The following is a 21,417-nucleotide window of genomic DNA, read 5'->3' as shown; positions in this document are numbered from 1 at the left end:
GGGGACGCATGTCCGATACGTACGAAGACAAACCTTCTATAGACACTGCTGCAGATCGTTTTCTGCAGCAGTTTACCGGATACAGAGTCAAACGTGCGTTGTTAGTAATCCACGAGGATATGGCCGAAAAATTGGCACCGCTTGGGCTTAGGGTTGGCACGTTTTCACCCTTGGCCGTTATTGCCGCCAATCCGGGAATATCCCAAACGCGACTGTCAGATGTGCTGCACATAAAGCGATCTGGCGTGGTCGCCGTCGTCGATGAACTAGAACGCATGGGCGCGATTGAGCGTAAGCCAGTCAAAGGCGATCGTCGCACTAATGCGCTATCCATGACCGCGGCAGGCCGTAAGCTGTGGGAAGCCGCCGAAGGCGTCATTCAAGCGCACGAAGACCATCTTTTTGCAGGCCTTAGTAATCAAGAAAACGAACAGCTGCGTAATTTGTTAACGCGCGTCACTCAAAGCGCGACGCAGGCCAAGGAGTAAGACCCAATGACCGACCCAATTACTGGTCTCAACTTGCGCCCACATTCGGTGGAGATGAAGAAGGCTGGCAAGGATCTGATCCTAACTTCGAAGATACCGTTGGACCCGGTTGTCGACCGGACGGCGGATTGGCTGCATCTATGGGCAGATAAGACACCGGATGCAGTGTTTTTGGCTGAACGCGCCGGGGGCGAATGGCGCGAAGTAACTTACGCGCAGGCTCTTACGGCTGTCCGCGCGATTGCCACGTCGCTGGCTGGTCGTGGCATGGGGCAGGAAACGCCGATTGTCATCATGTCTGGGAATTCGATCGATCACGCGTTGTTGTCGTTTGGTGCGCAATATGCCGGTGTTCCGACCGTACCGCTGGCCGAACAGTACTCGCTTATCCCCGAGGCGCATGGCCGCTTGATCTATGTTTTGGACAAGGTCAAACCGGCGATGGCATTTGTCGATGATGCAGGACGCTATGCTGCTGCATTGGCATTGTCTCAGCTAGACGAGGTTGAGATTGTTGCGTCAAAAACTGACGGGGCACCGGGCAAAGTCACTAGCTTTGAAGCACTGCTTGCAGGGGATGACAGTCAAGACGCGGATACGCTGTTGGCGACGACCGGTCCTGATACAGTCGCGAAAATTCTGTTTACGTCTGGGTCGTCGTCTGACCCCAAAGGTGTTCTGACGACACAGCGCATGATGTGCGCGAACCAATCGCAGATGGCCTCGGTTTTGCCATTCATCAAAGAACGCGCACCGCGCATCTGTGATTGGCTGCCGTGGAACCACGTGTTCGGCGGATCGCATAACGTGAACATGATGCTGGCCCATGGTGGTACGCTGACCATTGATGCTGGTAAGCCGACCAAGAAACTGTTCGCCGAGACCGCGCGCAGCATCATCGAACGCCCCGGCACGTTGTCGTTCAATGTCCCTGTTGGGTTCGCGATGTTGGTTGCCGAAATGGAAACCAACCACGCCCTGCGCGAGGCATATTTCAAAGACCTCGACATGATCTTCTATGCGGGCGCATCGCTGCCCCAAGATGTTTGGACCCGGCTCGAGGAAATGGCGCTAGAGGTACGTGGCAAGCTACCTCTGATGATTTCTAGCTGGGGTATGACCGAAACTGCGCCTGCTACGATCATGCTGCACGAACCCATCGGGCGTTCGGGTGTTGTTGGTGTTCCGCTGCCGGGCACCGAAGTGAAATTACTTCCCGATGATGAAATGCGCTGTGAAGTGCGCGTCAAAGGGCAGAACATTATGCCGGGGTATTTTGCCGATAGTGTCAAAACAGCAGAGGCATTTGACGAAGATGGTTTCTTGCTGACTGGCGATGCGATGCGCTTTGTCGATAATGACGATCCTGAACGCGGTCTAAAATTTGACGGTCGCGTGTCCGAGGATTTCAAACTGCTGACAGGTACATGGGTGCAGGCGGGTAAGCTGCGGTTGGATGCACTGGATGGGCTTCGTGGCCTCGTTCAGGACGTTGTCATTTGTGGCCACGACCGCGATGCGATTGGGCTGTTCATTTTTCCGCGTCCCGATCAGGTGCATGGTGACAATACGTCCGATGGTGCAGTCATTGATCCAGCCTTGCAGGCGCAGATCGAGGAACGTTTGCGCGACATGGCAAAGGCCGCAACAGGTTCGGCCAAACGGATCAGCCGCGCGCTAATCTTGGCCGAGCCACCGTCGCTTAAAGATGCCGAAGTCACTGACAAAGGGTCGCTCAACGTCCGCAAAATCATGACGCGCCGTGCCACCCTGCTTGAGCGCCTGTACGACAACGAAGACCCCGCGCTGATCCGCGTTTAAGGAGCAAACAGATGGTCGATTTTTCCAAAGTCCGCGCGATTGATTTTCATACCCACGCAGAAGAATCCTGCGGCTGTCACGATGATGATGGCTATGACGAACTGCAATCGACGATGGCGAAATACTTTGGTGCGCCTTGGGCGCATCCGCCGACGATTGACGAAACCGCAGCGCACTACCGTGAAAAGAACATCGCCGCCGTGATCTTTCCCGTCGATGCAGAGCGCGAGACTGGCTACCGCCGCTATGACAACTACGAAGTTGCCGATGCCTGCGCTAAGAATGACGATATCCTGATCCCGTTCGCCTCGATTGACCCGGCAAAGGGTAAGATCGGCGCACGCGAGGCCCGTGATCTGGTTGAAAACCACGGCATTCAGGGGTTCAAATTTCATCCCACGATGCAGGGTTTTTATCCCAATGATCGCAGCGCTTATGTACTGTACGAGGCGATCGCAGAATCGGGCAAGCCTGCGTTGTTTCATACCGGACAAACCGGCGTTGGATCAGGGATGCGCGGCGGCAACGGGATGCGGCTGAAATACTCCAACCCAATGTATATGGATGATATCGCCGTGGATTTCCCGGACATGCCAATCATCCTCGCGCACCCGTCATTCCCTTGGCAGGAAGAGGCGCTTTCGGTCGCGACCCACAAACCCAACGTCTACATCGATCTGTCTGGCTGGTCGCCCAAGTACTTTCCGCCGATCCTCGTCCGCTATGCCAATACGCTTTTGAAAAAGAAGATGTTGTTCGGGTCGGATTGGCCAATGATTGCCCCGGAAAAATGGCTTGATGCCTTTGATAAGGCAGAGTTCAAAGACGAAGTGCGTCCGTTGATCTTAAAAGAGAACGCCATGCGACTGCTTGGGGTGTCAGAGTGACCCCATTCACTGCGCCAGTTGATGACATCTTGTTTTCGCTGCGCAGTGTTGCTGGCGCTACCAGCGTTGCTGACTGGGATGATGAACTTGCCGAAGGGATCATCACCCACTTTGCGTCTTTTGCCGAAGGTGTGATCGCCCCACTTGATGAAAGCGGGGATCGTCAGGGCTGTCGGATTGATAACGGCCGGGTGACGATGCCCGATGGGTTTGTCGCAGCGTTCGCGGAATTGGTCGAGGGCGGCTGGCAGGGGCTAAGCGCCCCCGAAGAATTCGGCGGAATGGCGCAAAACCATCTGATCGCCGCTGCAGTGTCAGAGGTGTTTTCCGGTGCGAACCACGCCATGCAGATGGTCTGTAATCTGGTGCCGGGCGCAATCGCGACGTTGATGCGGTTTGGGACGGATGATCAGAAATCAACTTGGGTTCCAAAGCTTGCAAGTGGCGAGGCGCTATCGACGATGTGCCTGACTGAGCCGGGGGCGGGGTCTGACCTGTCGCGGATCCGGACTAAGGCGACGCGCGACGGTGAAAGCTGGCGTATTGATGGCGAAAAGATCTTCATTTCGGGCGGCGATCAGGACATGTCGGATGACATCCTGCATCTGATCCTTGCCCGGACGGGGGATGCCAATTCGGGCGTGAAGGGTTTGTCGCTATTCATCGCCAACAAAGCTGCTGCAGGCGATACGATCAAAGTTACACGTATCGAAGAAAAGCTGGGGCTGCATGCATCGCCGACCTGTCAGATTGTGTTTGACGGTGCGTCCGCCGAATTGGTCGGGCAAGAAGGTGCTGGGCTGGCCGCGATGTTCACCCTGATGAACCACGCACGGATTGATGTCGCGCTTCAAGGTGTGGCCCATGCTAGTCGCGCCCATGCGATTGCCGCTGCCTATGCCGCCGAACGCAAGCAGGGACGGCGTGCTGACAAGTCAGATGCCGTTCTGGCCGATCATGCCGATGTTAAGCGGATGTTAGACGACCAACGGTCCCTTGCTATTGGCGCGCGTGCGATGGCGCATATCGCCCTGGTGGAGCTTGAAAAGGGCGAACGTCCCGGCCTTGTCGATTTCCTGACACCACTTTGCAAAGTGTTTTGTGCCGAAGCGGGGATCGCGGCTGCTGATCTCGGGATGCAGGTTTTGGGCGGATACGGCTATCTGACCGAATACCGGGTATCGCAAACATGGCGCGATGCACGGATCACGTCGATCTACGAAGGCGCAAATGGCATTCATTCACTGGCGACCACAACACGCAGTTTGCGCGTTGGTGATGGCGCGGATACGTTTGATGCGCTGATCGGCGAATTGACAGACCATTCTGCCGTTATGACATTGCGGGATACTTGGCGTGCCGCACGCACACACGTGACGCATTCCTACGATCCAGCTGCGCTTGCTCATGATTTCATGCAGCTAACGATGCAGCTATATTACCGTGCTGTTTGGTGCCGGATTGCTAAGTGTGATGCGCAATATAATCGGCTGCGTGATGTGGTCTTATCCCGTCCAATCCCCGTGGCACCTGCCATGATGGCATTGGGCTAAGGGCGCTGCACGTAGTCCAAAAGGCTTTGCCGGAATAGATGCGCAATTGCGCTGGGGACTTCTTCGGACCTTGCCATGACGCCGATGGCACCTGTCGTGGCCGACATGTCGATATCGATTGCCACCAGTCGCCCGCTTTCCAGATCATTGGCGACGACGCCGTGTGAGATGAACCATATTGCTTGGGCGTTGCCCAAGGCCATTGCACGTCCGAATTCGCCGGATGCGCTTTCAATCCGGTTGTTGAACAGCGGAAGGCCCGAGGCGATCAACTTACCTGCAACCAAGGGTCGGATCGCCGCTGCTTGTGGTGGATAGACGATTGGAAATCCATCAAGTTGTTCAAGCTGCGTTGCGCCTGCCAGCGGATGGTTTGGGGCAACAACAATCACGACTTCTTCGGAATACAGTTGTGTGAATGATAGGCCGACCATACTTTCGGGCCGCCCCAAACGCCCAACCGCGAGATCAAGTGCGCCTGCGCGCAGGCGGTCAGTCATGTATTCGTGGGGTCCTTCAAGCAATTGCACGACCGTACCCGGCGATTTTTGACGAAAATCTTGCACCGCCCAAGGAAGTAGTTGGCTTGCCACACTGGGCAAGGCGCCCACAGTCAATGTGGGATTGCCGCCAGCCCCAATGCTGGCCACACTGCTTAATCCAGTTTGCAGCGCTTGCATACTTTGTTCGGCAAACGTCAAGAATACTTCGCCCTCGGGCGTGAGCCGCACGCCAGCACGGCCACGATCCATCAGCTGCTTGCCGATGATCACCTCAAGGTCCTTGAGCGTTTTTGATATCGCGGGTTGCGTCAGATGTAGCTGCTCAGCCGCGCGTTTCAGGCTTTTGGCCCGTGCAATGTGGGTGAACGCCTCTAGGTGACGAAATTTAATTCTGCGGTCCATAGTTGCCTATTTGGAAAGTAAAACGGTCCAAATGTCATTTTACATATCTAAAAATGATAGGCAAATTGCATGGGTAAGAGACTCGGAGACACACATGAAAACGCAAGTCCTCATCATTGGGGGTGGGCCATCGGGCCTGCTTTTGTCACAGCTATTGTACACACGTGGGATCGACAGTGTCGTTCTGGAACGCAAGACAAAGGACTATGTTCTGGGTCGTATTCGTGCGGGCGTGTTGGAACGTGGGCTGCTTGATCTGATGCGCGAGGCTGGTGTTTCCGAACGGATGGAGAAAGAGGGCTATCTGCACGATGGTACGCTAATTTCCTATGACGACGAGATTTTCCGCGTCGATTTTAGCGAACACACTGGGCGCGCGGTGATGGTTTACGGCCAAACCGAGGTTACCCGTGATCTGTACGAGGCCCGTGAAAAGGCCAACGGTAAGATAGAATTTAACGTTGAAAACGTCGTTATCCACGACGCCGATAGTGATGCACCCTATGTGACCTATGATGTCGCGGGCGAGGCTCGTCGCGTTGATTGCGATTTCATTGCGGGCTGTGACGGTTTCCATGGCGTGAGCCGTCAGGCAATTCCGTTGGACGTGCGCAAAGAATACGAAAAGATTTATCCGTTCGGTTGGCTTGGCATTTTGTCAGAAACACCGCCAGTGAACCACGAACTGATCTATGCAAATTCGTCTCGTGGCTTTGCGCTTTGTTCAATGCGGAACGAAAACCTAAGCCGCTATTACATCCAGTGTTCGCTGTCAGACAGCCCCGAAGATTGGACCGACGATGCATTCTGGGAAGAGCTAAAGCGCCGCATCCCTGCGGATCAGGCCGAAAAACTGGTCACGGGGCCGTCGATTGAAAAATCCATTGCGCCGCTGCGGTCATTTGTGACCGAACCCATGCGTTGGGGCCGGTTGTTCCTTTGCGGGGATGCCGCCCATATCGTGCCGCCAACAGGGGCAAAGGGGCTGAATACGGCAGCGTCAGACGTGCATTACCTATATAACGGTCTGCGCGACTTTTATGAGAACAACAGTTCCGAAGGTATCGACACCTATTCGCAAAAGGCGCTGGCCCGCGTTTGGAAAGCGGAACGGTTTAGCTGGTGGTTCTCGTCCCTAATGCACCGTTTCCCGGACCAGACGGATTTCGACTATAAAATCCAACTCGCAGAGCTTGAGTTCCTGCGCGAAAATAAAGCCGCGCAGCAAGCGATGGCCGAAAACTATGTGGGCTTGCCCTATTGATTGCTGAAAGGCCAAACAGATGACCAACCGATACGATACAGGCATGAAAACCCGCCGAGAGGTTCTGGGCGACGCGCATGTCGACCGCGCAGAGGCGAACAAATCGACCTTTGACGTGCCGTTCCAATCGATGATTACCGAAGGTGCATGGGGCACCCTGTGGTCTGACGACACGATCAGCCGCCGTGAACGGTCTATGCTGACACTTGCACTGCTGGCGGCCTGCGGGAATTTTGAAGAAATCCCGATGCACATTCATGCCAGCCGCAATACCGGGGCCAGCCCCGAAGATATTCTTCAGGCCTTTATGCATGTGGCTGTCTATGCTGGTGTGCCCAAGGCCAACCACGCGATTAAACTTGCGAAACAAACCTTCGCCGAATTGGGAGTCGAGGTATGACAATCATCAAAAACACAGGGGGCTTTGTTCCCCGTGACCGCAATTGGCAGCCCGCCGCGCTGACGCCGCAATACAAGACTTCGGTCAAGCGCAGCCCGCAAGCCGCCCTACTTTCATTTCCAACGACCCTTAGCGAAGAAACCAACCCCGTGTTTGGTCACAACATGCTGGGCGATTTGGATAACGACCTGATCCACAACTACGCCGCCTCTGGTGAAAGCGCGATTGGTCCGCGCATTATCGTGCATGGCCGCGTTTTGGATGAAATGGGTCGTCCGGTTCCCGGTGCCTTGCTGGAATTCTGGCAGGCGAACGCGGGTGGTCGTTACCGCCATAAGAAAGAAAGCTATCTTGCGCCGCTTGACCCCAACTTTGGTGGTTGCGGCCGTACGATCACAGGCGAAGACGGATCATATGAATTCCGCACCATTCAGCCCGGTCCGTACCCTTGGCCCAATGGCATGAATGATTGGCGCCCGGCGCACATCCACTTTAGCGTCTTTGGTCATGGCTTTGCTCAGCGTCTGATTACGCAGATGTATTTCGAAGGTGACCCTCATATCTGGCTGTGCCCAATCGTTGGTACAATTGATGACAAAGCCGCCGTTGAATCGCTGATCGCGCCTTTGGATATGCACCGCACTGTGCCAATGGATTCACGTGCCTATAAGTTTGACATCGTCCTACGCGGACGCCGTCAGACGTTCTTTGAAAACCGTGTTGAGGGAATGTGATTATGACTCAGAAGCTCGAATATCTCAAAGAAAGCCCGAGCCAAACAGCTGGCCCATATGTCCATATCGGTTGCACACCGAACTTCACCGGGATCGATATTTACGGCGAAGACCTGGGCGCATCCATGAAGACCGGCCCGGTCAAGGGACAGGAAATCACGATTAAAGGGACAGTGTTTGACGGCACTGGAACGCCACTGCGCGACGCTATGATCGAAATCTGGCAGCCAGACGGTGAGGGCCTGTTCAATTCTGCCAATGAAACACGCGGACAGGCTGACCCAAACTTTACGGGGTGGGGCCGGTCGCCGGGTGATATGAATACGGGTGAATTTACCTTTGATACTGTGAAGCCTGGTGCAGTGCCATTTCCTGATGGCCGGATGCAGGCCCCGCATGTGACCTTTTGGGTTGTTGCACGCGGGATCAACATTGGCTTGCACACACGCATGTATTTCGAAGACGAGGCAGAGGCGAACGCGGTCGACCCGATCCTAACCCGGATCGAACACCAAAACCGCGTGCCGACACTGCTGGCCAAGAAAGAGGCTGACGGTGCTTACCGGTTCGACATCCGCCTACAGGGCGAAGGCGAGACGATCTTTTTCGATATCTAAATAAATTTGGCCCGCGATCAGATCGCGGGCCAAATTCCTAGGCGTGATGAAATACAAACGACCGCATTGATACAGACCCAAGGTCAATTGCGTCGGTCATAAACGTCAATTTATCCTGATCAGTCGACGCGCCTGCGATTGTCAGAGCAGGTAGATAGTGATCGACAGACGGGTGCGCCATCTGCAGCAATGATCCAAGCGATTTACGATCAGTCAGCGCGCCAAAATCGCGATCCTGCAATTTATTAGCGACAAGACTATCGAACTCGAGCGCGAAATCTTGCGGCCGCCCGCCATATTGCATGGCACGCAAGTTGTGCACCACGTTCCCAGACCCCAAGATCAATACGCCCCGGTCGCGAAGTTCGGAAAGGGTTTTGCCGATCTCAAGCTGATAGCCCAAGTCACGTGTCATATCGATTGAGATTTGAAAAACAGGGACGTCCGCGTTCGGGTAAAGGAATTTGAGCACGGTCCAAGCGCCATGATCTAACCCCCATGTATCATCCTCTTCGGCGTGATGGCTGGCGAGAATTGAAACAACCTCGCGTGCCAAATTTGGTGCACCTTGGGCTGGGTATTGCTGTGCAAACAGTTCTTCTGGGAACCCTCTGAAATCATGGATCGTGCGGGGCAGGGCGGACACGTCAACCAGCGTGGTTCCTTGCGTCATCCAATGTGCCGATACGACTAGAATCGCTTTTGGACGCGGTAGGCTTTTGCCTAAATCAGACCATGCGCGGCTGTATGTGGTGTCCTCAATCGCGTTCATCGGGCTGCCGTGGCCCAGAAAGACCAGTGGCATGCGTTCGCTTGGTGCTAGGCTTTCGCGCAAATTGCGCAGGGATTGTGCGGTGCTCATTTTCGGCGTCCTTTCGTGGCTTGCGATGAACTTAAATCTTGAAGCTAATCCATAAAATGGCGAAGCTATGGATTGAATTACCACAAAATGTTCTTAATCGGATTTTGTTATGGATATGCTTGATCAGCTGCGGGCATTTGTTGCGACCGCACAAACCGGATCATTCACAGCAGCGGCCGATCAGCTTGGGGTTTCGAACCGCCTCACCTCTAAATACGTGGCAGAGCTAGAATCGCAGTTGGGCGTGCGGCTATTCCAACGGACGACGCGGCGCGTTGGTATGACCCCAGCTGGCGAGGATCTTTTGGCGCGGGCGCCCGCGTTGCTCGATGATCTTGATGCCCTGTTAGGCGAAATATCCGAAGGATCGCGCGGCTTTTCCGGTGTCGTCCGAATTTCAGCCCCCGTCACATTTGGAGAGGCATACATCGCCCCGATGCTAGGGCGGTTTGCAATGCAGCACCCCAACCTGACTTTCGATATGCGGCTTAGCGATGACTATGTTGATTTAGCGACCGAAGGTATCGACGCTGCGTTTCGTTTGGGCGTGACGGACATGCTTTCGATTAAATCGCGCAAGCTCGGCACGATGCATAGCGTGGTCGCGGCAAGCCCCGCCTATCTAGCTAAATACGGTAGTCCTTCGACCATTGAGGAGTTGGCAGATCACGCATGTATCGTCGACACCAACCGGCGCAATCCCCGGCGTTGGGCTCTATACCAGGAAGGGACAGAATGCGCTGTGATGGTTGCGGGGCGGTTCCAAGTGAATTCGGCAAGGGCGGCCTGCGATTTGGCCGTCGCTGGGCAAGGCATCGTCTACTCCCCCGATTTCGCTGTGGCTGATGCGCTGAAAGCCGGTACTTTGGTCCCGCTTTTTTCTGACTTCACTTGTGAGGATATTCCTGTCAGCGCCGTGTACCTTGAAGGCCGTGCATTGCCGCGCAAAATCCGTGCGCTCATCGATTTTGCGGTTCAGGATATTCGAAGTTCACAAAGCGCCTGATCGCGTCAACTGACCTTGGGTCACGCGAACCAAGACATTTACGCGGTCTCGCGCTATTGTGCAGTACGGGAGAACGGCCACTAGCCACGGGAGGGGGGAATGGTCATTTCAGAAAAGAAGCTGCATATCGACCGCATTATGGGTGCTGTGCATTCACGATCTGCTGCTGCGCGGTCATCGCTTGCTGCGTCATGGCGCAGGTCGGTTGAACGCCACGGGTTAGATCCTGCAGACGATATCATGGTCAATCGGATCGACGATAGCGAACTGCAAGATCGACGAAACAAACACGACCGGTTTATGATGGTGGCGGCACCGAAACTTGACCATCTATTTGGTCTTGTGGGCAATTCTGGCTGTGGTGTTTTGCTGACAGATGAGGTCGGCATCGTTTTGGACCAGCGCTGCACTGACGCCGACAGTACGGCGTTTACGAAATGGGGGCTATGTCTGGGCGCAGATTGGAGCGAAGCCGCCGAAGGTACTAACGGCATCGGCACATGCCTGACCGAACAGCGCCAAGTGACCATCCATCGGAATGAACACTTCCTCGCGCGCAACATCGGAATGAGCTGTATGGACGCCCCGATTTTTGGAATCGATGGTCGGTTGCTTGCCGCGTTGGATGTGTCATCGGCCCGCGCGGATCAAACCGAAAGCTATAATCAGTTGATCGGGGCAATGGTCGGCCAAACGGCCAAGTCGATTGAATCAGACTTTTTCCGAGCATCATTTCCAAAGGCCCGGATTGTTGTGGCCGATAGCGGCGATTCCGATATGGCTACTTTGCTAGCAATTGACGCCGACGACATTGTTATTGGCGCCACACGCAATGCCCGCAAGATGTTTGATCTGGAATTGCTAGGCGCACTTAAGCCGCGTCCGGCCTCTGACATCTTTGGTCGCGAAGACGGCCCCACTGGTTTTGTCAAAGCGGAACGGGCGGCTGTGGTGCGTGCACTGGCGCGAGCGGGCGGTAACGTGTCCGAAGCAGCACGTGCCTTGGGGGTGGGACGTGCAACGCTTTACCGGCGAATGAAACGCCTTGGGCTTGGTGATTAAGTCGCGTTGACGATGTGAAAAAATCTACGTATGCATGATTCTGCAACATATTGCAGGAAATTGCATGAATTTGAATATTCCAGATACGCGGCAACGCATACTCGCTCAGCGACTAGCTGATGGTATGCAGGTCGTTGCCACCGATGTTGCTGCGGAATTTGATGTGTCGCTGGATACGATCCGGCGCGATATCCTCGCGTTAGAGGCAAACGGAAAAGCGCACCGAGTACGTGGCGGCGCTGTGCCTGTCGCGCGCCCTGCAGGTCCACTTCATTCGCGGTTGTTAGGCGGCGCGGTAAAGACCGACCTGATCCGTGCAGCAATTGACCAAATTGGTGATGCGCAGACGCTGCTGCTGGATGGCGGATCGACAACGCTCTCGCTTATCCCGATGCTTCCTGCTTTGCCGGGGCGGTTGGTGATTACACCTTCGCCTTGGATCGCCATTGCTTGCCAAGAGCACAACATCGAAGTCTTTTTGCTGGGCGGCAAGTTAAGCGCGCAGGGCGGGATCGCCGTGGGTGATGTGGCGCTGGGTAAGGTCGCTAAGATCGCCGCTGACATCGCCGTTTTAGGTGCCTGCGGTGTCGATGCGGAATTCGGTCTTAGCGCGGATGATTACGATGAGGCCCAGATGAAACAGGGGATGCATGACGCGGCCGTCCGTACATTTGTTGTCACTAGTTCAGAAAAGATTGGACGAAGAGCACGGCATCATACCCTGCCAATTCGTGAAATCGATGTGCTGATCACGGATGCTGATCAAGGCGCAACAACGCAGCTGGCAAACGCCGGAACCACAATTATCACGGCATAAATCCCACATTTTCAAATCCAACGATGCAAGGAAATCCATTGACCGATTTTTCAACGACCGCACCTGCGCGTCTTGCTACGCGGCTTGCGTTTTTCGCGGCTGGTTTTTCGATGGCATGTTGTGCCCCGCTATTTCCGTTCATCAAGGCGAACATCGGCGCAGATGAAGGGCAATTTGGGCTGGTTTTGCTTTGCCTTGGGCTTGGTTCAATTATCGCGATGCCGGTGACTGGGGTCATCGCCGCAAGGCGCGGCGCCCGGCCTATGGTGCGACTTGGTGGCTTCGGTTTGGTCGCGTTTCTGCCGTTGTTGGCATTTGCGGGAACGCCGATGTCTCTTGGGGCGGCCTTGTTCTTTTTTGGTGCGTCTCTAGGCACGATTGATGTTGCGATGAACATCCACGGTGCAGAGGTCGAAGGCAAAGAAGGCCGTGCACTGATGTCGAATTTTCACGCGCAGTTTAGCATCGGTGGATTCTTTGGCGCAGGCCTTATGACAGTGCTTTTGTCATTGGGTGTTACAACCGTGGTCGCAGCACTTATCGGTGCGTTTGTTGCGCTCGTCGCGATCCTGCTTTCAGGCTCGCGTTTGTTGGCTGTGAGCGGCGGAGAGCCTGAACCATACTCGGTCCCGCGCGGTATTGTTCTGCTGCTCGCCGTTCTAGCTGGTGTCACGTTCTTGGTCGAAGGGGCGATCCTGGATTGGGGCGCGCTGTTGATTATCGACCGTGAAATAGCCCCGGCACAAAATGCTGGCATCGGGTATATTTTGTTCTCGGTTGCGATGGTGGCCGCGCGTTTAACTGGCGACCGGATTGTTATGGCATTGGGCGAATTCCGTGTTCTGATCATGGGAGGCATTGCAGCGATCCTAGGCATCGGAATTGTGCTTGTTTCGCCTTGGGCGTTGGTTGCCTTATCTGGGTTCGTATTAATCGGCCTTGGTGCCGCAAATTTGGTGCCTATCGTGTTTAGCGCGGCGGGCAGACAAAAGATCATGCCGCCTAGCCTTGCCGTCGCATCTGTGACCACGACGGGTTACGCTGGCGTGCTGATGGGGCCTGCTTTGGTTGGCTTTGTCGCTGACGCGACCAGCCTGCCGTTGGCGTTTGCTGTCTTGGCAATTCTAATGGCCCTTGTGCCGTTGACCGCGCGCAGAGTGGTGCGCGCCTAATACAGGGCCGAAAGTTAAGTTTCCGGGCGTCCTTGTCTCAGTTTTGAGACAGATCGGATGGTGCATCTTTTTACGTCCATTTACCTCTTAATCGAACGGTCGTTAGCCTTCTTCAACCGGGTGGAGGACTCGGTCAGGAGGAGAAAATTCATGAATGAGATGTCACAAACGGAGCAGCAATTTAGCTCTCCGTTCAAAAACCGTTATGACAACTATATCGGCGGGAAATTCGTGGCGCCCGTAGGCGGGCGCTATTTTGATAACATCACCCCAATCACCGGCAGCGTGGTTTGCGAGGTCGCCCGTTCTGACGCGGCGGATGTTGAACTGGCACTGGATGCAGCCCACGCAGCAAAGGAAGCTTGGGGCAAAACATCGGCCACAGAGCGTTCCAACATCCTGCTGAAAATCGCAGACGTGATCGAGGCAAATCTTGAACTGATCGCGACTGCGGAAACCTGGGACAATGGTAAGCCAATTCGTGAAACGATGGCTGCGGATATTCCGCTTTCGGCTGACCACTTCCGTTACTTCGCCGGTGTTCTACGTGGCCAAGAAGGGTCGATGTCAGAAATCGACGCGGATACCGTTGCCTACCACTATCACGAACCACTTGGCGTGGTTGGGCAGATTATCCCTTGGAACTTCTCGGTTTTGATGGCGGCTTGGAAACTGGCACCGGCGCTTGCTGCTGGGAACTGCATTGTTCTGAAACCTGCAGAACAGACACCAGCTGCGATCATGGTGTTCGCTGAACTGATCTCAGACCTGTTGCCTGATGGTGTGCTGAACATCGTGAATGGCTACGGCGCAGAAGTAGGTGCTGCGCTAGCAACGTCTTCGCGGATCGCGAAAATCGCATTTACGGGGTCTACTGCGACTGGCCGCAAGATCATGCAAGCTGCGACCGAAAACCTGATCCCAGTTACGCTGGAACTGGGCGGCAAGTCACCCAACATCTTCTTTTCGGATGTGATGGCAAAGGATGACGCGTTCCTAGACAAAGCTGTCGAAGGTTTTGTGCTGTTTGCCTTTAACCAAGGCGAGGTCTGTACCTGCCCAAGCCGCGCACTGATCCAAGAAGATATATATGAAGAGTTCATCGCACGCGCGATTGCACGGGTAAAAGCCATCAAACAGGGTGACCCACGTCTGCCTGACACGATGGTTGGCGCACAAGCAAGCCGTGAACAGCAGGATAAGATCCTGTCCTATCTTCAGATCGGTGTGGAAGAAGGCGCACAGGTTCTGGCCGGTGGTGCAGCAGCACAGATGGGTGGCGACCTTGAGAACGGGTTCTACATCCAGCCAACGATCCTGAAAGGCCACAACAAGATGCGGGTCTTCCAAGAGGAAATCTTTGGCCCGGTTGTGTCGGTGACAACCTTTAAGGACGAAGCCGAAGCCCTAGAGCTGGCAAATGACACGATGTACGGTCTTGGCGCCGGCGTTTGGTCACGTGACATGAACACCTGCTATCGCTTTGGCCGCGGGATCGAGGCAGGCCGTGTGTGGGTGAATAACTATCACGCTTATCCTGCCCATGCTGCATTTGGCGGCTACAAGCAGTCCGGTGTTGGCCGTGAGAACCACAAAATGATGTTGGATCACTATCAGCAGACCAAAAACATGTTGGTCAGCTACAATCCAAACAAGTTGGGATTCTTCTAAGCCAATAAGAGGCGGCGGCGATTTCCCCGTCGCTGCCTCACTTTGCGGTCAATAGCGCATAAACTATTCAAGTTGCACGAAGATCGTGCAGTTCTTGGACATTTCTATTGATCTGAATCATTAATCAGTAGCGGCTACTCGGGCACCCTACGACCATTCAGGTTCGTACGGAGAACGCAACATGCCCGATACCAAAAGCGAGATCGAAGCGACCCTTGGTGTGGGTCACGCCAAACGGCATCTTCCAAAGATTTTGGGATGGATCGTCGCCGTTTTGGTGATTGCTGGTCTTGCCGTGTGGTGGATGCAAGAGGCCGAAGAACGTGCTCAGGTGCAATACATTACTTCACAGGTTGGTCGCGGCGATCTGACTGTGACTGTGACGGCGACAGGTACGATTGAGCCAACAAACCTAGTTGAAATTTCGTCTGAACTGTCCGGTACAATGGCAGAGGTGCTGGTTGATTTTAACGATACCGTGGCCGCCGGGCAGGTTTTGGCCTTGCTGGACACTGTTCAACTCGACGCCCAGCTTGCCGTTCAAATCGCAAGCCATGCCGCCGCCGAGGCCCAGCTGGCAAGCGCGAGGGCGAGCCTGCTAGAAGCAGAGGCGGATTTCGAAATCGTTCGCCAGCTAGACGAACGCGGTGTCACGTCACATACAAACCTTACTGCATCACAAGCAGCGCTTGCCCGCGCACGCGCCAATGTAGCGAGCGCACAAGCCAACGTTGACCTCGCGCAGGCGCAGCTAAACGCCCAAGAGGCGGTTCTAAGTAAGGCGACTATCATATCCCCAATCAGCGGCATTGTGCTGGATCGTTCAGTGGACGCAGGGCAGATCGTGGCGGCCAGCCTTTCTGCGCCGGAACTGTTCACAATCGCCGAAGATTTGGCGCAGATGGAACTGCAAGTGGATGTCGCGGAATCTGACATCGGCCGCATCGCTATCGGCGACGCTGCTACTTTCACCGTGGATGCCTATGATGAGCAACTCTTCCCAGCCGAAATTGCGATGGTGCGCTATGCTTCTGACAGCACAGATGGGCTGGTGACGTACAAGGCAATTCTGTCTGTCGTGAATGATGATCTGCTATTGCGTCCCGGCATGACAGCTACTGCAGATATCACCGTTGCGCAGTACGACGATGTCTTGTTGGTGCCGAACGCCGCGCTGCGTTTTGCCCCGCCGCAAGTGATCGAGGTTGAGGCATCTGATGAGGATAATAGCGGTGGCGGCTTGCTTGGCCTTCTTATGCCATCGGGTGGGGACTCGCGGCGTGCGGTGTCTGACAACACGCTGTGGGTTCGACGCGATGGTGTTCCTGTCGAAGTGGAAATCCAAAAGGGTGATAGTGACGGTCTATACACAATTATCATCAGCGGAGAAATCGCCGAAGGCGATCAGGTTATCACTGATATGATCGAGGGTGGGTAGATGGCCGTTGTTACCCCAGTGATCGAGCTTCGAAAGGTTACGAAAATCTATGGCATGGGCGAAGCGGAAGTGCGTGCCATGGATGGAGTCGATCTAACAGTGAATGCCGGCGAATTTGTTGCGCTGATGGGCCCGTCCGGTTCGGGGAAATCGACAGCGATGAATATGATTGGCTGCCTCGATAGCCCAACAAGTGGGGACTATTTGTTTAACGGTGTTCATGTTGGCAAATTAGACCAAGATCAGCGTGCGCTTTTGCGGCGTAACTATCTTGGGTTCGTGTTTCAGGGGTTCAATCTGCTGCCGCGTACGTCGGCGTTGGATAATGTTGAACTACCATTGATCTACAAGGGGCTGCCCGCTGCCGAACGGCGCGCGCAGGCATTGGATGCGCTTGAAAAGGTTGGGCTGAAGGGCCGCGAGCACCACGACCCATCCGAACTGTCTGGGGGGCAACAACAAAGGGTTGCAATCGCGCGTGCGCTTGTTGGCAGTCCAGAAGTCATTCTAGCGGACGAACCCACAGGCAACCTTGATACCAAACGGTCGCTCGAAATCATGGAACTGCTACGCGCATTGAACGAGACGGACGGCATTACCATCATCATGGTTACGCACGAAGACGAAATGGCCGCTTTTGCACACCGCGTCATTTGGATGGTCGACGGTAAGGTTGATCGCAGCGGGACACCGCATAGCGTGCTGACCCCAGAAAGGCAGCAGGCATGATTAAGGAAACGATCAAACTGGCAATTCATGCGATCTTTCGTAATGCGATGCGGTCGATCCTGACGGTGCTGGGCATTGTCATCGGTGTTGCTGCGGTGATTGCAATGATGACGGTCGGGCAGGGCAGTTCTGATCAGGTGACAGCGGATGTTGAAAAGCTGGGCACGAACGTATTGATCGTCATACCCGGCGGCGGGCAGATGGGCCCGGGGAATACTTCGGTCGCTGCTGCGTTTGAATTGCGCGACGTCGATGCCATTATTGACCAGTTAACAAGCGTCCGGACCGCTGCCCCGTTCAACCAGACGAGCCTGAACGCGGTTTATGGTCAGCAAGACACTCGTACTTCCGTAGTAGGTACAGACGGGCAATATCTTGAGGTCGTGGACTGGCCTATCGTTCTGGGACGCAGTTTCTTAGCGACCGAAGAAAGCGCAGGCCGGGCCGTGTGCATCGTCGGTGAAACTGTGCGGCAAAACCTGTTTGGAAATACGGACCCGATTGGTGAAACGATACGGCTCAAGAATGTGTCGTGCGATATCGTTGGCCTGCTAGAGGCGAAAGGCGCATCCAGTTTTGGCACGGATCAGGATGACGTGGTATTAATGCCCGTTAAGGCATTCCAGCGGCGCGTTGTTGGGTCTTCGGATGTTTCGATGATCTATGTTGCCGCTGCTGATGGTGTCTCAACCGATCGGACTTTGGTGGATATAGAGGTCCTGATGCGTGAACGCCGCCGGATCGGCGATGGTGAAGAAGATGATTTTCAGGTGCGGGACATGAAACAGCTCGCCTCTATGCTGACAGGCGTTACGAATGTGCTGACCGGTCTGTTGTCGTCGGTTGCCGCTGTCAGTCTTCTTGTCGGTGGCATCGGGATTATGAACATCATGCTTGTGTCCGTGACGGAACGTACGCGGGAGATCGGAATTCGCCTTGCCGTTGGCGCAACGGCCAATCAGGTGCTTTTGCAGTTCCTGGTAGAGGCGATTGTGTTGTCGATGATCGGTGGGGTCGTTGGGATCTTATTCGGGCTTGCACTGGCGGCGGTTGCTTCAAACCTTATGAGCATTCCGTTCAGCCCAGACCCGGCTATCGTGGTGCTTGCGTTCTTGTTTTCGGCAGCAGTGGGGGTGATATTTGGCTTCTTCCCTGCACGCCGTGCTGCACGTCTAAATCCAATCGACGCGCTACGGCATCAGTGATTTTCAAAGCGACGACGCGCCTATTGTCGCATTAAGAACCGTATGCAGCGGTATACTGTAGACGTCTCTGGACGCATCCGGTATGGAACGGGCAACTCAATTTCAAGAGGTTTCCTATGTCAGATATCATCTATACCAAAGTTGACGAAGCACCCGAGCTGGCGTCTGCGTCTTTCCTTCCGATTATTCAAAAATTCGCTGCCGCTGCTGGCGTGTCGGTCGGAACCAAAGACATCAGCCTTGCAGGTCGTATTCTTTCCGCTTTCCCAGATTACCTGACAGAAGCCCAGCGTCAGACCGATGATCTGGCCGAGTTGGGCCAACTGGTTAAAACACCAGACGCAAACGTGATTAAACTGCCAAATATCTCGGCCTCTGTCCCGCAGTTGGTTGCTGCCGTAAAAGAACTGCAATCGCAGGGTTACGCATTGCCAGACTACCCAGAAGCCCCAAGCACGGACGAAGAAAAAGCTGTTCGTGCTAAATATGATGGCCTGAAAGGTTCCGCTGTGAACCCTGTGTTACGCGAAGGTAACTCTGACCGTCGTGCGGCCAAAGCTGTGAAAAGCTTCGCGCAAAAGAACCCACACCGCATGGGTGAGTGGACTGCCGACAGCAAAACACGTGTGGCCTCTATGTCAGGCGGCGACTTTTTCTCAAACGAAGTGTCTGCGACACTTGCGAAAGAAGCGACTGCAAAGATCGTTCTGGAAACAGCTGATGGTGAAACTGTCCTAAAGGACGGCGTCACTTACCCAGCCGGTACCGTCGTTGACGCGACATTCATGAGCGCCGCAGCACTTGATGCGTTCCTTGCCGACGAGATCGAAAAGACCAAAGCCGAGGGGACATTGTTCTCTCTGCATATGAAGGCAACAATGATGAAGGTCTCTGACCCGATCATCTTTGGTCACGCGGTTAAGGCGTGGTTGGCACCTGTGTTCGAAAAGTTCGGCGACAAGTTGGACGCGCTGGGCGTGACTGGCAACGCTGGTCTGGGTACGCTTCTTGAGAAGGTAAAAGGCGAGCCTGAGATCGTTGCCGCGATTGAAGAAATCACTGCGCAGCGTCCGCCGATGTACATGGTCGACAGCGACAAAGGCATCACCAACCTGCACGTGCCATCCGACGTGATCATTGACGCGTCAATGCCTGCACTGATCCGCGCTGGCGGTAAAGGCTGGGGTCCAGACGGCAAAGAAGCTGACGCAAACTGCGTAATCCCAGACAATTCTTATGCACCGGTCTATGACGAAACGATCAATTTCTTCAAAGAAAACGGCAAGCTGAACCCAGCAACTGCTGGCACTGTTCAGAACATCGGTTTGATGGCGCAAAAAGCCGAAGAATACGGTTCGCACCCAACGACATTCGAAATCCCTGCGGCAGGCACCGTCAAGATGATCCTTGATGATGGCACTGTTTTGCACAGCCACGACGTGCAGGCAGGCGACATCTGGCGTTCGGCGTCTTCACGCAAAGCACCAATCGAAGACTGGGTGAACCTTGCGATTGATCGCCAAAAGGCCGAAGGCACACGCGCGATTTTCTGGCTAGACGCAAGCCGCGCCCACGATGCAGAGCTGATCGCCTATGTGAAACCAATTCTCGAAGCCAAAGGCGTCGCCGACAAGTTTGAGATCATGGCACCACGCGAAGCAACACGCGCATCGCTTGAGACGATCACAAAAGGTGAAGACACGATCGCGATCACCGGTAACGTGCTGCGCGACTATCTAACCGATTTGTTCCCGATCCTTGAACTGGCGACATCGGCAAAGATGCTTTCTATCGTGAAACTGATGAATGGCGGCGGTCTGTTTGAAACGGGTGCTGGCGGTTCCGCACCAAAGCACGTTCAGCAGTTGGTCGAAGAAAACCACCTGCGTTGGGACAGCCTTGGCGAGTTCTGCGCGCTTGGCGAAAGCCTGACATTCCTTGCCGATGTCAAAGGCAACGAAAAGGCACGCGTTCTGGGGCAGGCCGTTGATGCGGCGACGCAAGGTATCTTGGACAACGGCAATTCGCCTTCACGCAAAGTCGGTGAGCCTGACAACCGCGACAGCCACTACTGGTTCGCGCGCTACTGGGCAGAAGCACTTGCCGCGCAGACAAGCGATGCAGAGCTAGCCGCGTATTTCGCGCCAATCGCTGACGCGCTGGTATCGAACGAAGCAAAGATCACTGCAGAGCTGGCCGCGGCACAGGGATCAGCAGCCGATCTAGGTGGTTACTTCCACACCGATGCCACGAAAACCGCAGCTGTTATGCGCCCGTCCGCAACGCTAAACGCGATCATCGGCTAAGCGAACGCGGATAAATCATACAAAAGCCGCGCGGTCGTAATGACTGCGCGGCTTTTTTCTTTTTGGGGCCTAGCTAAATGCGCGCGCTATCGTGACGCCGGCCCACGCAGACATGCCAGTCAAGACGCCGCCCCATATCGTGTCGATAGCGACCTGTTGTACTGACCAGTCGCGTAGCGTGGCGTAGTTGGTGAACTCATAGGTTCCATAGGCCAGTAGCCCTAGCAAGACTCCGTTGACCAGCGCGGCCATTGGGTCGCCAGTACGCAGCGCGGGCAAGGATACAAACCATAGAACGCCTGCCACATAGCCAAGGTAGAATAGCGCGGCAGGTATGATGCGGAATGGATCGGCGAAGAGGTGTTCAACGTGCTGTTCGAAGACTGGCTTTATCAGCAGCCGTAATCCCACAGCATCAGCTGCGAAAAAGATGCCTGCTGTTGAAAGGTAAAGAACAAGTATCTGCATGAGTTTCATCTT

Annotated in this window: 20 protein-coding genes; 17 read left to right on the top strand and 3 right to left on the bottom strand. The window is 54.8% G+C overall.

Annotated elements, in window-relative coordinates:
- Window positions 1–8 precede the first annotated feature (8 nt).
- Genes ACHUEV_RS07145 through ACHUEV_RS07130 form a run of 4 tightly spaced genes read left to right on the top strand, consistent with a single transcriptional unit; the run spans window position 9 to window position 4,749 of the window.
- A complete protein-coding gene (locus ACHUEV_RS07145) occupies window positions 9–488 on the top strand; it encodes a MarR family winged helix-turn-helix transcriptional regulator (protein ID WP_394178409.1) in 480 nt (159 codons plus the stop codon).
- Window positions 489–494: 6 nt separating this feature from the next.
- Window positions 495–2,309, top strand: coding sequence for a feruloyl-CoA synthase (locus ACHUEV_RS07140; protein WP_394178407.1), 1,815 nt, complete (start codon window positions 495–497; stop codon window positions 2,307–2,309).
- 11 nt (window positions 2,310–2,320) lie between these two features.
- The gene (locus ACHUEV_RS07135; RefSeq protein WP_394178405.1) at window positions 2,321–3,196 is read left to right on the top strand and encodes an amidohydrolase family protein; all 876 of its coding nucleotides are present in this window, start codon (window positions 2,321–2,323) and stop codon (window positions 3,194–3,196) included.
- Complete coding sequence (locus ACHUEV_RS07130) at window positions 3,193–4,749, top strand: acyl-CoA dehydrogenase family protein (RefSeq protein WP_394178403.1); 1,557 nt, start codon at window positions 3,193–3,195, stop codon at window positions 4,747–4,749. Before ACHUEV_RS07135 ends, ACHUEV_RS07130 begins: the two co-directional genes overlap by 4 nt.
- Here ACHUEV_RS07130 and pcaQ read toward each other — a convergent pair.
- Complete coding sequence (gene pcaQ, locus ACHUEV_RS07125) at window positions 4,746–5,654, bottom strand: pca operon transcription factor PcaQ (RefSeq protein ID WP_106358443.1); 909 nt, start codon at window positions 5,652–5,654, stop codon at window positions 4,746–4,748. The genes ACHUEV_RS07130 and pcaQ overlap by 4 nt on opposite strands.
- Before the next feature lie 94 nt (window positions 5,655–5,748).
- Here pcaQ and pobA point away from each other — a divergent pair, with 94 nt between their 5' ends.
- The 4 genes from pobA to pcaG are packed head-to-tail and all read left to right on the top strand — an operon-like array spanning window position 5,749 to window position 8,669.
- A complete protein-coding gene (gene pobA / locus ACHUEV_RS07120) occupies window positions 5,749–6,918 on the top strand; it encodes a 4-hydroxybenzoate 3-monooxygenase (protein ID WP_394178401.1) in 1,170 nt (389 codons plus the stop codon).
- Between the two features lie 19 nt (window positions 6,919–6,937).
- On the top strand, window positions 6,938–7,318 hold the full coding sequence (pcaC, locus tag ACHUEV_RS07115) for a 4-carboxymuconolactone decarboxylase (protein WP_394178399.1): 381 nt from the start codon (window positions 6,938–6,940) through the stop codon (window positions 7,316–7,318).
- On the top strand, window positions 7,315–8,052 hold the full coding sequence (pcaH, locus tag ACHUEV_RS07110; RefSeq protein WP_394178397.1) for a protocatechuate 3,4-dioxygenase subunit beta: 738 nt from the start codon (window positions 7,315–7,317) through the stop codon (window positions 8,050–8,052). Before pcaC ends, pcaH begins: the two co-directional genes overlap by 4 nt.
- Window positions 8,053–8,054: 2 nt before the next feature.
- Window positions 8,055–8,669, top strand: a complete 615-nt coding sequence (pcaG, locus tag ACHUEV_RS07105) for a protocatechuate 3,4-dioxygenase subunit alpha (protein WP_394178395.1) — start codon at window positions 8,055–8,057, stop codon at window positions 8,667–8,669.
- A 37-nt stretch (window positions 8,670–8,706) separates the two neighbouring features.
- Here pcaG and ygiD read toward each other — a convergent pair whose 3' ends face one another.
- On the bottom strand, window positions 8,707–9,531 hold the full coding sequence (gene ygiD, locus ACHUEV_RS07100) for a 4,5-DOPA-extradiol-dioxygenase (RefSeq protein WP_394178393.1): 825 nt from the start codon (window positions 9,529–9,531) through the stop codon (window positions 8,707–8,709).
- Window positions 9,532–9,640: 109 nt separating this feature from the next.
- On the opposite strand from ygiD, the gene ACHUEV_RS07095 reads away from it, so the two are divergent.
- From ACHUEV_RS07095 to ACHUEV_RS07055, 9 genes are all read left to right on the top strand, one after another.
- Complete coding sequence (locus tag ACHUEV_RS07095; protein ID WP_394178391.1) at window positions 9,641–10,537, top strand: LysR family transcriptional regulator; 897 nt, start codon at window positions 9,641–9,643, stop codon at window positions 10,535–10,537.
- Window positions 10,538–10,636: 99 nt separating this feature from the next.
- Window positions 10,637–11,599 (top strand): helix-turn-helix domain-containing protein, encoded by a 963-nt coding sequence (locus ACHUEV_RS07090; protein WP_394178389.1) that lies wholly within the window; start codon window positions 10,637–10,639, stop codon window positions 11,597–11,599.
- Window positions 11,600–11,663: 64 nt separating this feature from the next.
- A complete protein-coding gene (locus ACHUEV_RS07085) occupies window positions 11,664–12,416 on the top strand; it encodes a DeoR/GlpR family DNA-binding transcription regulator (RefSeq protein ID WP_394178387.1) in 753 nt (250 codons plus the stop codon).
- A 38-nt stretch (window positions 12,417–12,454) separates the two neighbouring features.
- On the top strand, window positions 12,455–13,588 hold the full coding sequence (locus ACHUEV_RS07080) for an MFS transporter (RefSeq protein WP_394178386.1): 1,134 nt from the start codon (window positions 12,455–12,457) through the stop codon (window positions 13,586–13,588).
- A gap of 150 nt (window positions 13,589–13,738) precedes the next feature.
- Window positions 13,739–15,259: an aldehyde dehydrogenase gene (gene adh / locus ACHUEV_RS07075; protein WP_394178384.1), complete on the top strand. Its 1,521-nt coding sequence runs from the start codon at window positions 13,739–13,741 to the stop codon at window positions 15,257–15,259.
- Window positions 15,260–15,440: 181 nt separating this feature from the next.
- A complete protein-coding gene (locus ACHUEV_RS07070; RefSeq protein WP_394178382.1) occupies window positions 15,441–16,697 on the top strand; it encodes an efflux RND transporter periplasmic adaptor subunit in 1,257 nt (418 codons plus the stop codon).
- Complete coding sequence (locus ACHUEV_RS07065; RefSeq protein WP_394178380.1) at window positions 16,698–17,426, top strand: ABC transporter ATP-binding protein; 729 nt, start codon at window positions 16,698–16,700, stop codon at window positions 17,424–17,426.
- Window positions 17,423–18,631, top strand: coding sequence for an ABC transporter permease (locus ACHUEV_RS07060; RefSeq protein WP_394178378.1), 1,209 nt, complete (start codon window positions 17,423–17,425; stop codon window positions 18,629–18,631). The genes ACHUEV_RS07065 and ACHUEV_RS07060 overlap by 4 nt, the downstream gene beginning before the upstream one ends.
- A 116-nt stretch (window positions 18,632–18,747) precedes the next feature.
- Entirely contained in the window at window positions 18,748–20,937 is a 2,190-nt protein-coding gene (locus ACHUEV_RS07055) for an NADP-dependent isocitrate dehydrogenase (RefSeq protein ID WP_394178376.1), read from the top strand.
- A gap of 69 nt (window positions 20,938–21,006) precedes the next feature.
- On the opposite strand, the gene ACHUEV_RS07050 is transcribed toward ACHUEV_RS07055, so the two are convergent.
- Window positions 21,007–21,405 (bottom strand): DUF2177 family protein, encoded by a 399-nt coding sequence (locus tag ACHUEV_RS07050; RefSeq protein WP_394178374.1) that lies wholly within the window; start codon window positions 21,403–21,405, stop codon window positions 21,007–21,009.
- Window positions 21,406–21,417: the final 12 nt, after the last annotated feature.

The organism is Yoonia maritima (genome assembly GCF_043641945.1).
In the GTDB taxonomy this organism is placed as follows: domain Bacteria; phylum Pseudomonadota; class Alphaproteobacteria; order Rhodobacterales; family Rhodobacteraceae; genus Yoonia; species Yoonia maritima_B.
This window is presented reverse-complemented; position numbering and strand designations above follow the sequence as displayed.

Bases quoted from the DNA above. Each gene is read 5' to 3' on its own strand.
- ACHUEV_RS07145 (WP_394178409.1), top strand. From the start codon at position 9: ATGTCCGATACGTACGAAGACAAACCTTCTATAGACACTGCTGCAGAT.
- ACHUEV_RS07140 (WP_394178407.1), top strand. From the start codon at position 495: ATGACCGACCCAATTACTGGTCTCAACTTGCGCCCACATTCGGTGGAG.
- ACHUEV_RS07135 (WP_394178405.1), top strand. From the start codon at position 2,321: ATGGTCGATTTTTCCAAAGTCCGCGCGATTGATTTTCATACCCACGCA.
- pcaQ (WP_106358443.1), bottom strand. From the start codon at position 5,654: ATGGACCGCAGAATTAAATTTCGTCACCTAGAGGCGTTCACCCACATT.
- pobA (WP_394178401.1), top strand. From the start codon at position 5,749: ATGAAAACGCAAGTCCTCATCATTGGGGGTGGGCCATCGGGCCTGCTT.
- pcaC (WP_394178399.1), top strand. From the start codon at position 6,938: ATGACCAACCGATACGATACAGGCATGAAAACCCGCCGAGAGGTTCTG.
- pcaH (WP_394178397.1), top strand. From the start codon at position 7,315: ATGACAATCATCAAAAACACAGGGGGCTTTGTTCCCCGTGACCGCAAT.
- pcaG (WP_394178395.1), top strand. From the start codon at position 8,055: ATGACTCAGAAGCTCGAATATCTCAAAGAAAGCCCGAGCCAAACAGCT.
- ygiD (WP_394178393.1), bottom strand. From the start codon at position 9,531: ATGAGCACCGCACAATCCCTGCGCAATTTGCGCGAAAGCCTAGCACCA.
- ACHUEV_RS07095 (WP_394178391.1), top strand. From the start codon at position 9,641: ATGGATATGCTTGATCAGCTGCGGGCATTTGTTGCGACCGCACAAACC.
- ACHUEV_RS07090 (WP_394178389.1), top strand. From the start codon at position 10,637: ATGGTCATTTCAGAAAAGAAGCTGCATATCGACCGCATTATGGGTGCT.
- ACHUEV_RS07085 (WP_394178387.1), top strand. From the start codon at position 11,664: ATGAATTTGAATATTCCAGATACGCGGCAACGCATACTCGCTCAGCGA.
- adh (WP_394178384.1), top strand. From the start codon at position 13,739: ATGAATGAGATGTCACAAACGGAGCAGCAATTTAGCTCTCCGTTCAAA.
- ACHUEV_RS07070 (WP_394178382.1), top strand. From the start codon at position 15,441: ATGCCCGATACCAAAAGCGAGATCGAAGCGACCCTTGGTGTGGGTCAC.
- ACHUEV_RS07065 (WP_394178380.1), top strand. From the start codon at position 16,698: ATGGCCGTTGTTACCCCAGTGATCGAGCTTCGAAAGGTTACGAAAATC.
- ACHUEV_RS07060 (WP_394178378.1), top strand. From the start codon at position 17,423: ATGATTAAGGAAACGATCAAACTGGCAATTCATGCGATCTTTCGTAAT.
- ACHUEV_RS07055 (WP_394178376.1), top strand. From the start codon at position 18,748: ATGTCAGATATCATCTATACCAAAGTTGACGAAGCACCCGAGCTGGCG.
- ACHUEV_RS07050 (WP_394178374.1), bottom strand. From the start codon at position 21,405: ATGCAGATACTTGTTCTTTACCTTTCAACAGCAGGCATCTTTTTCGCA.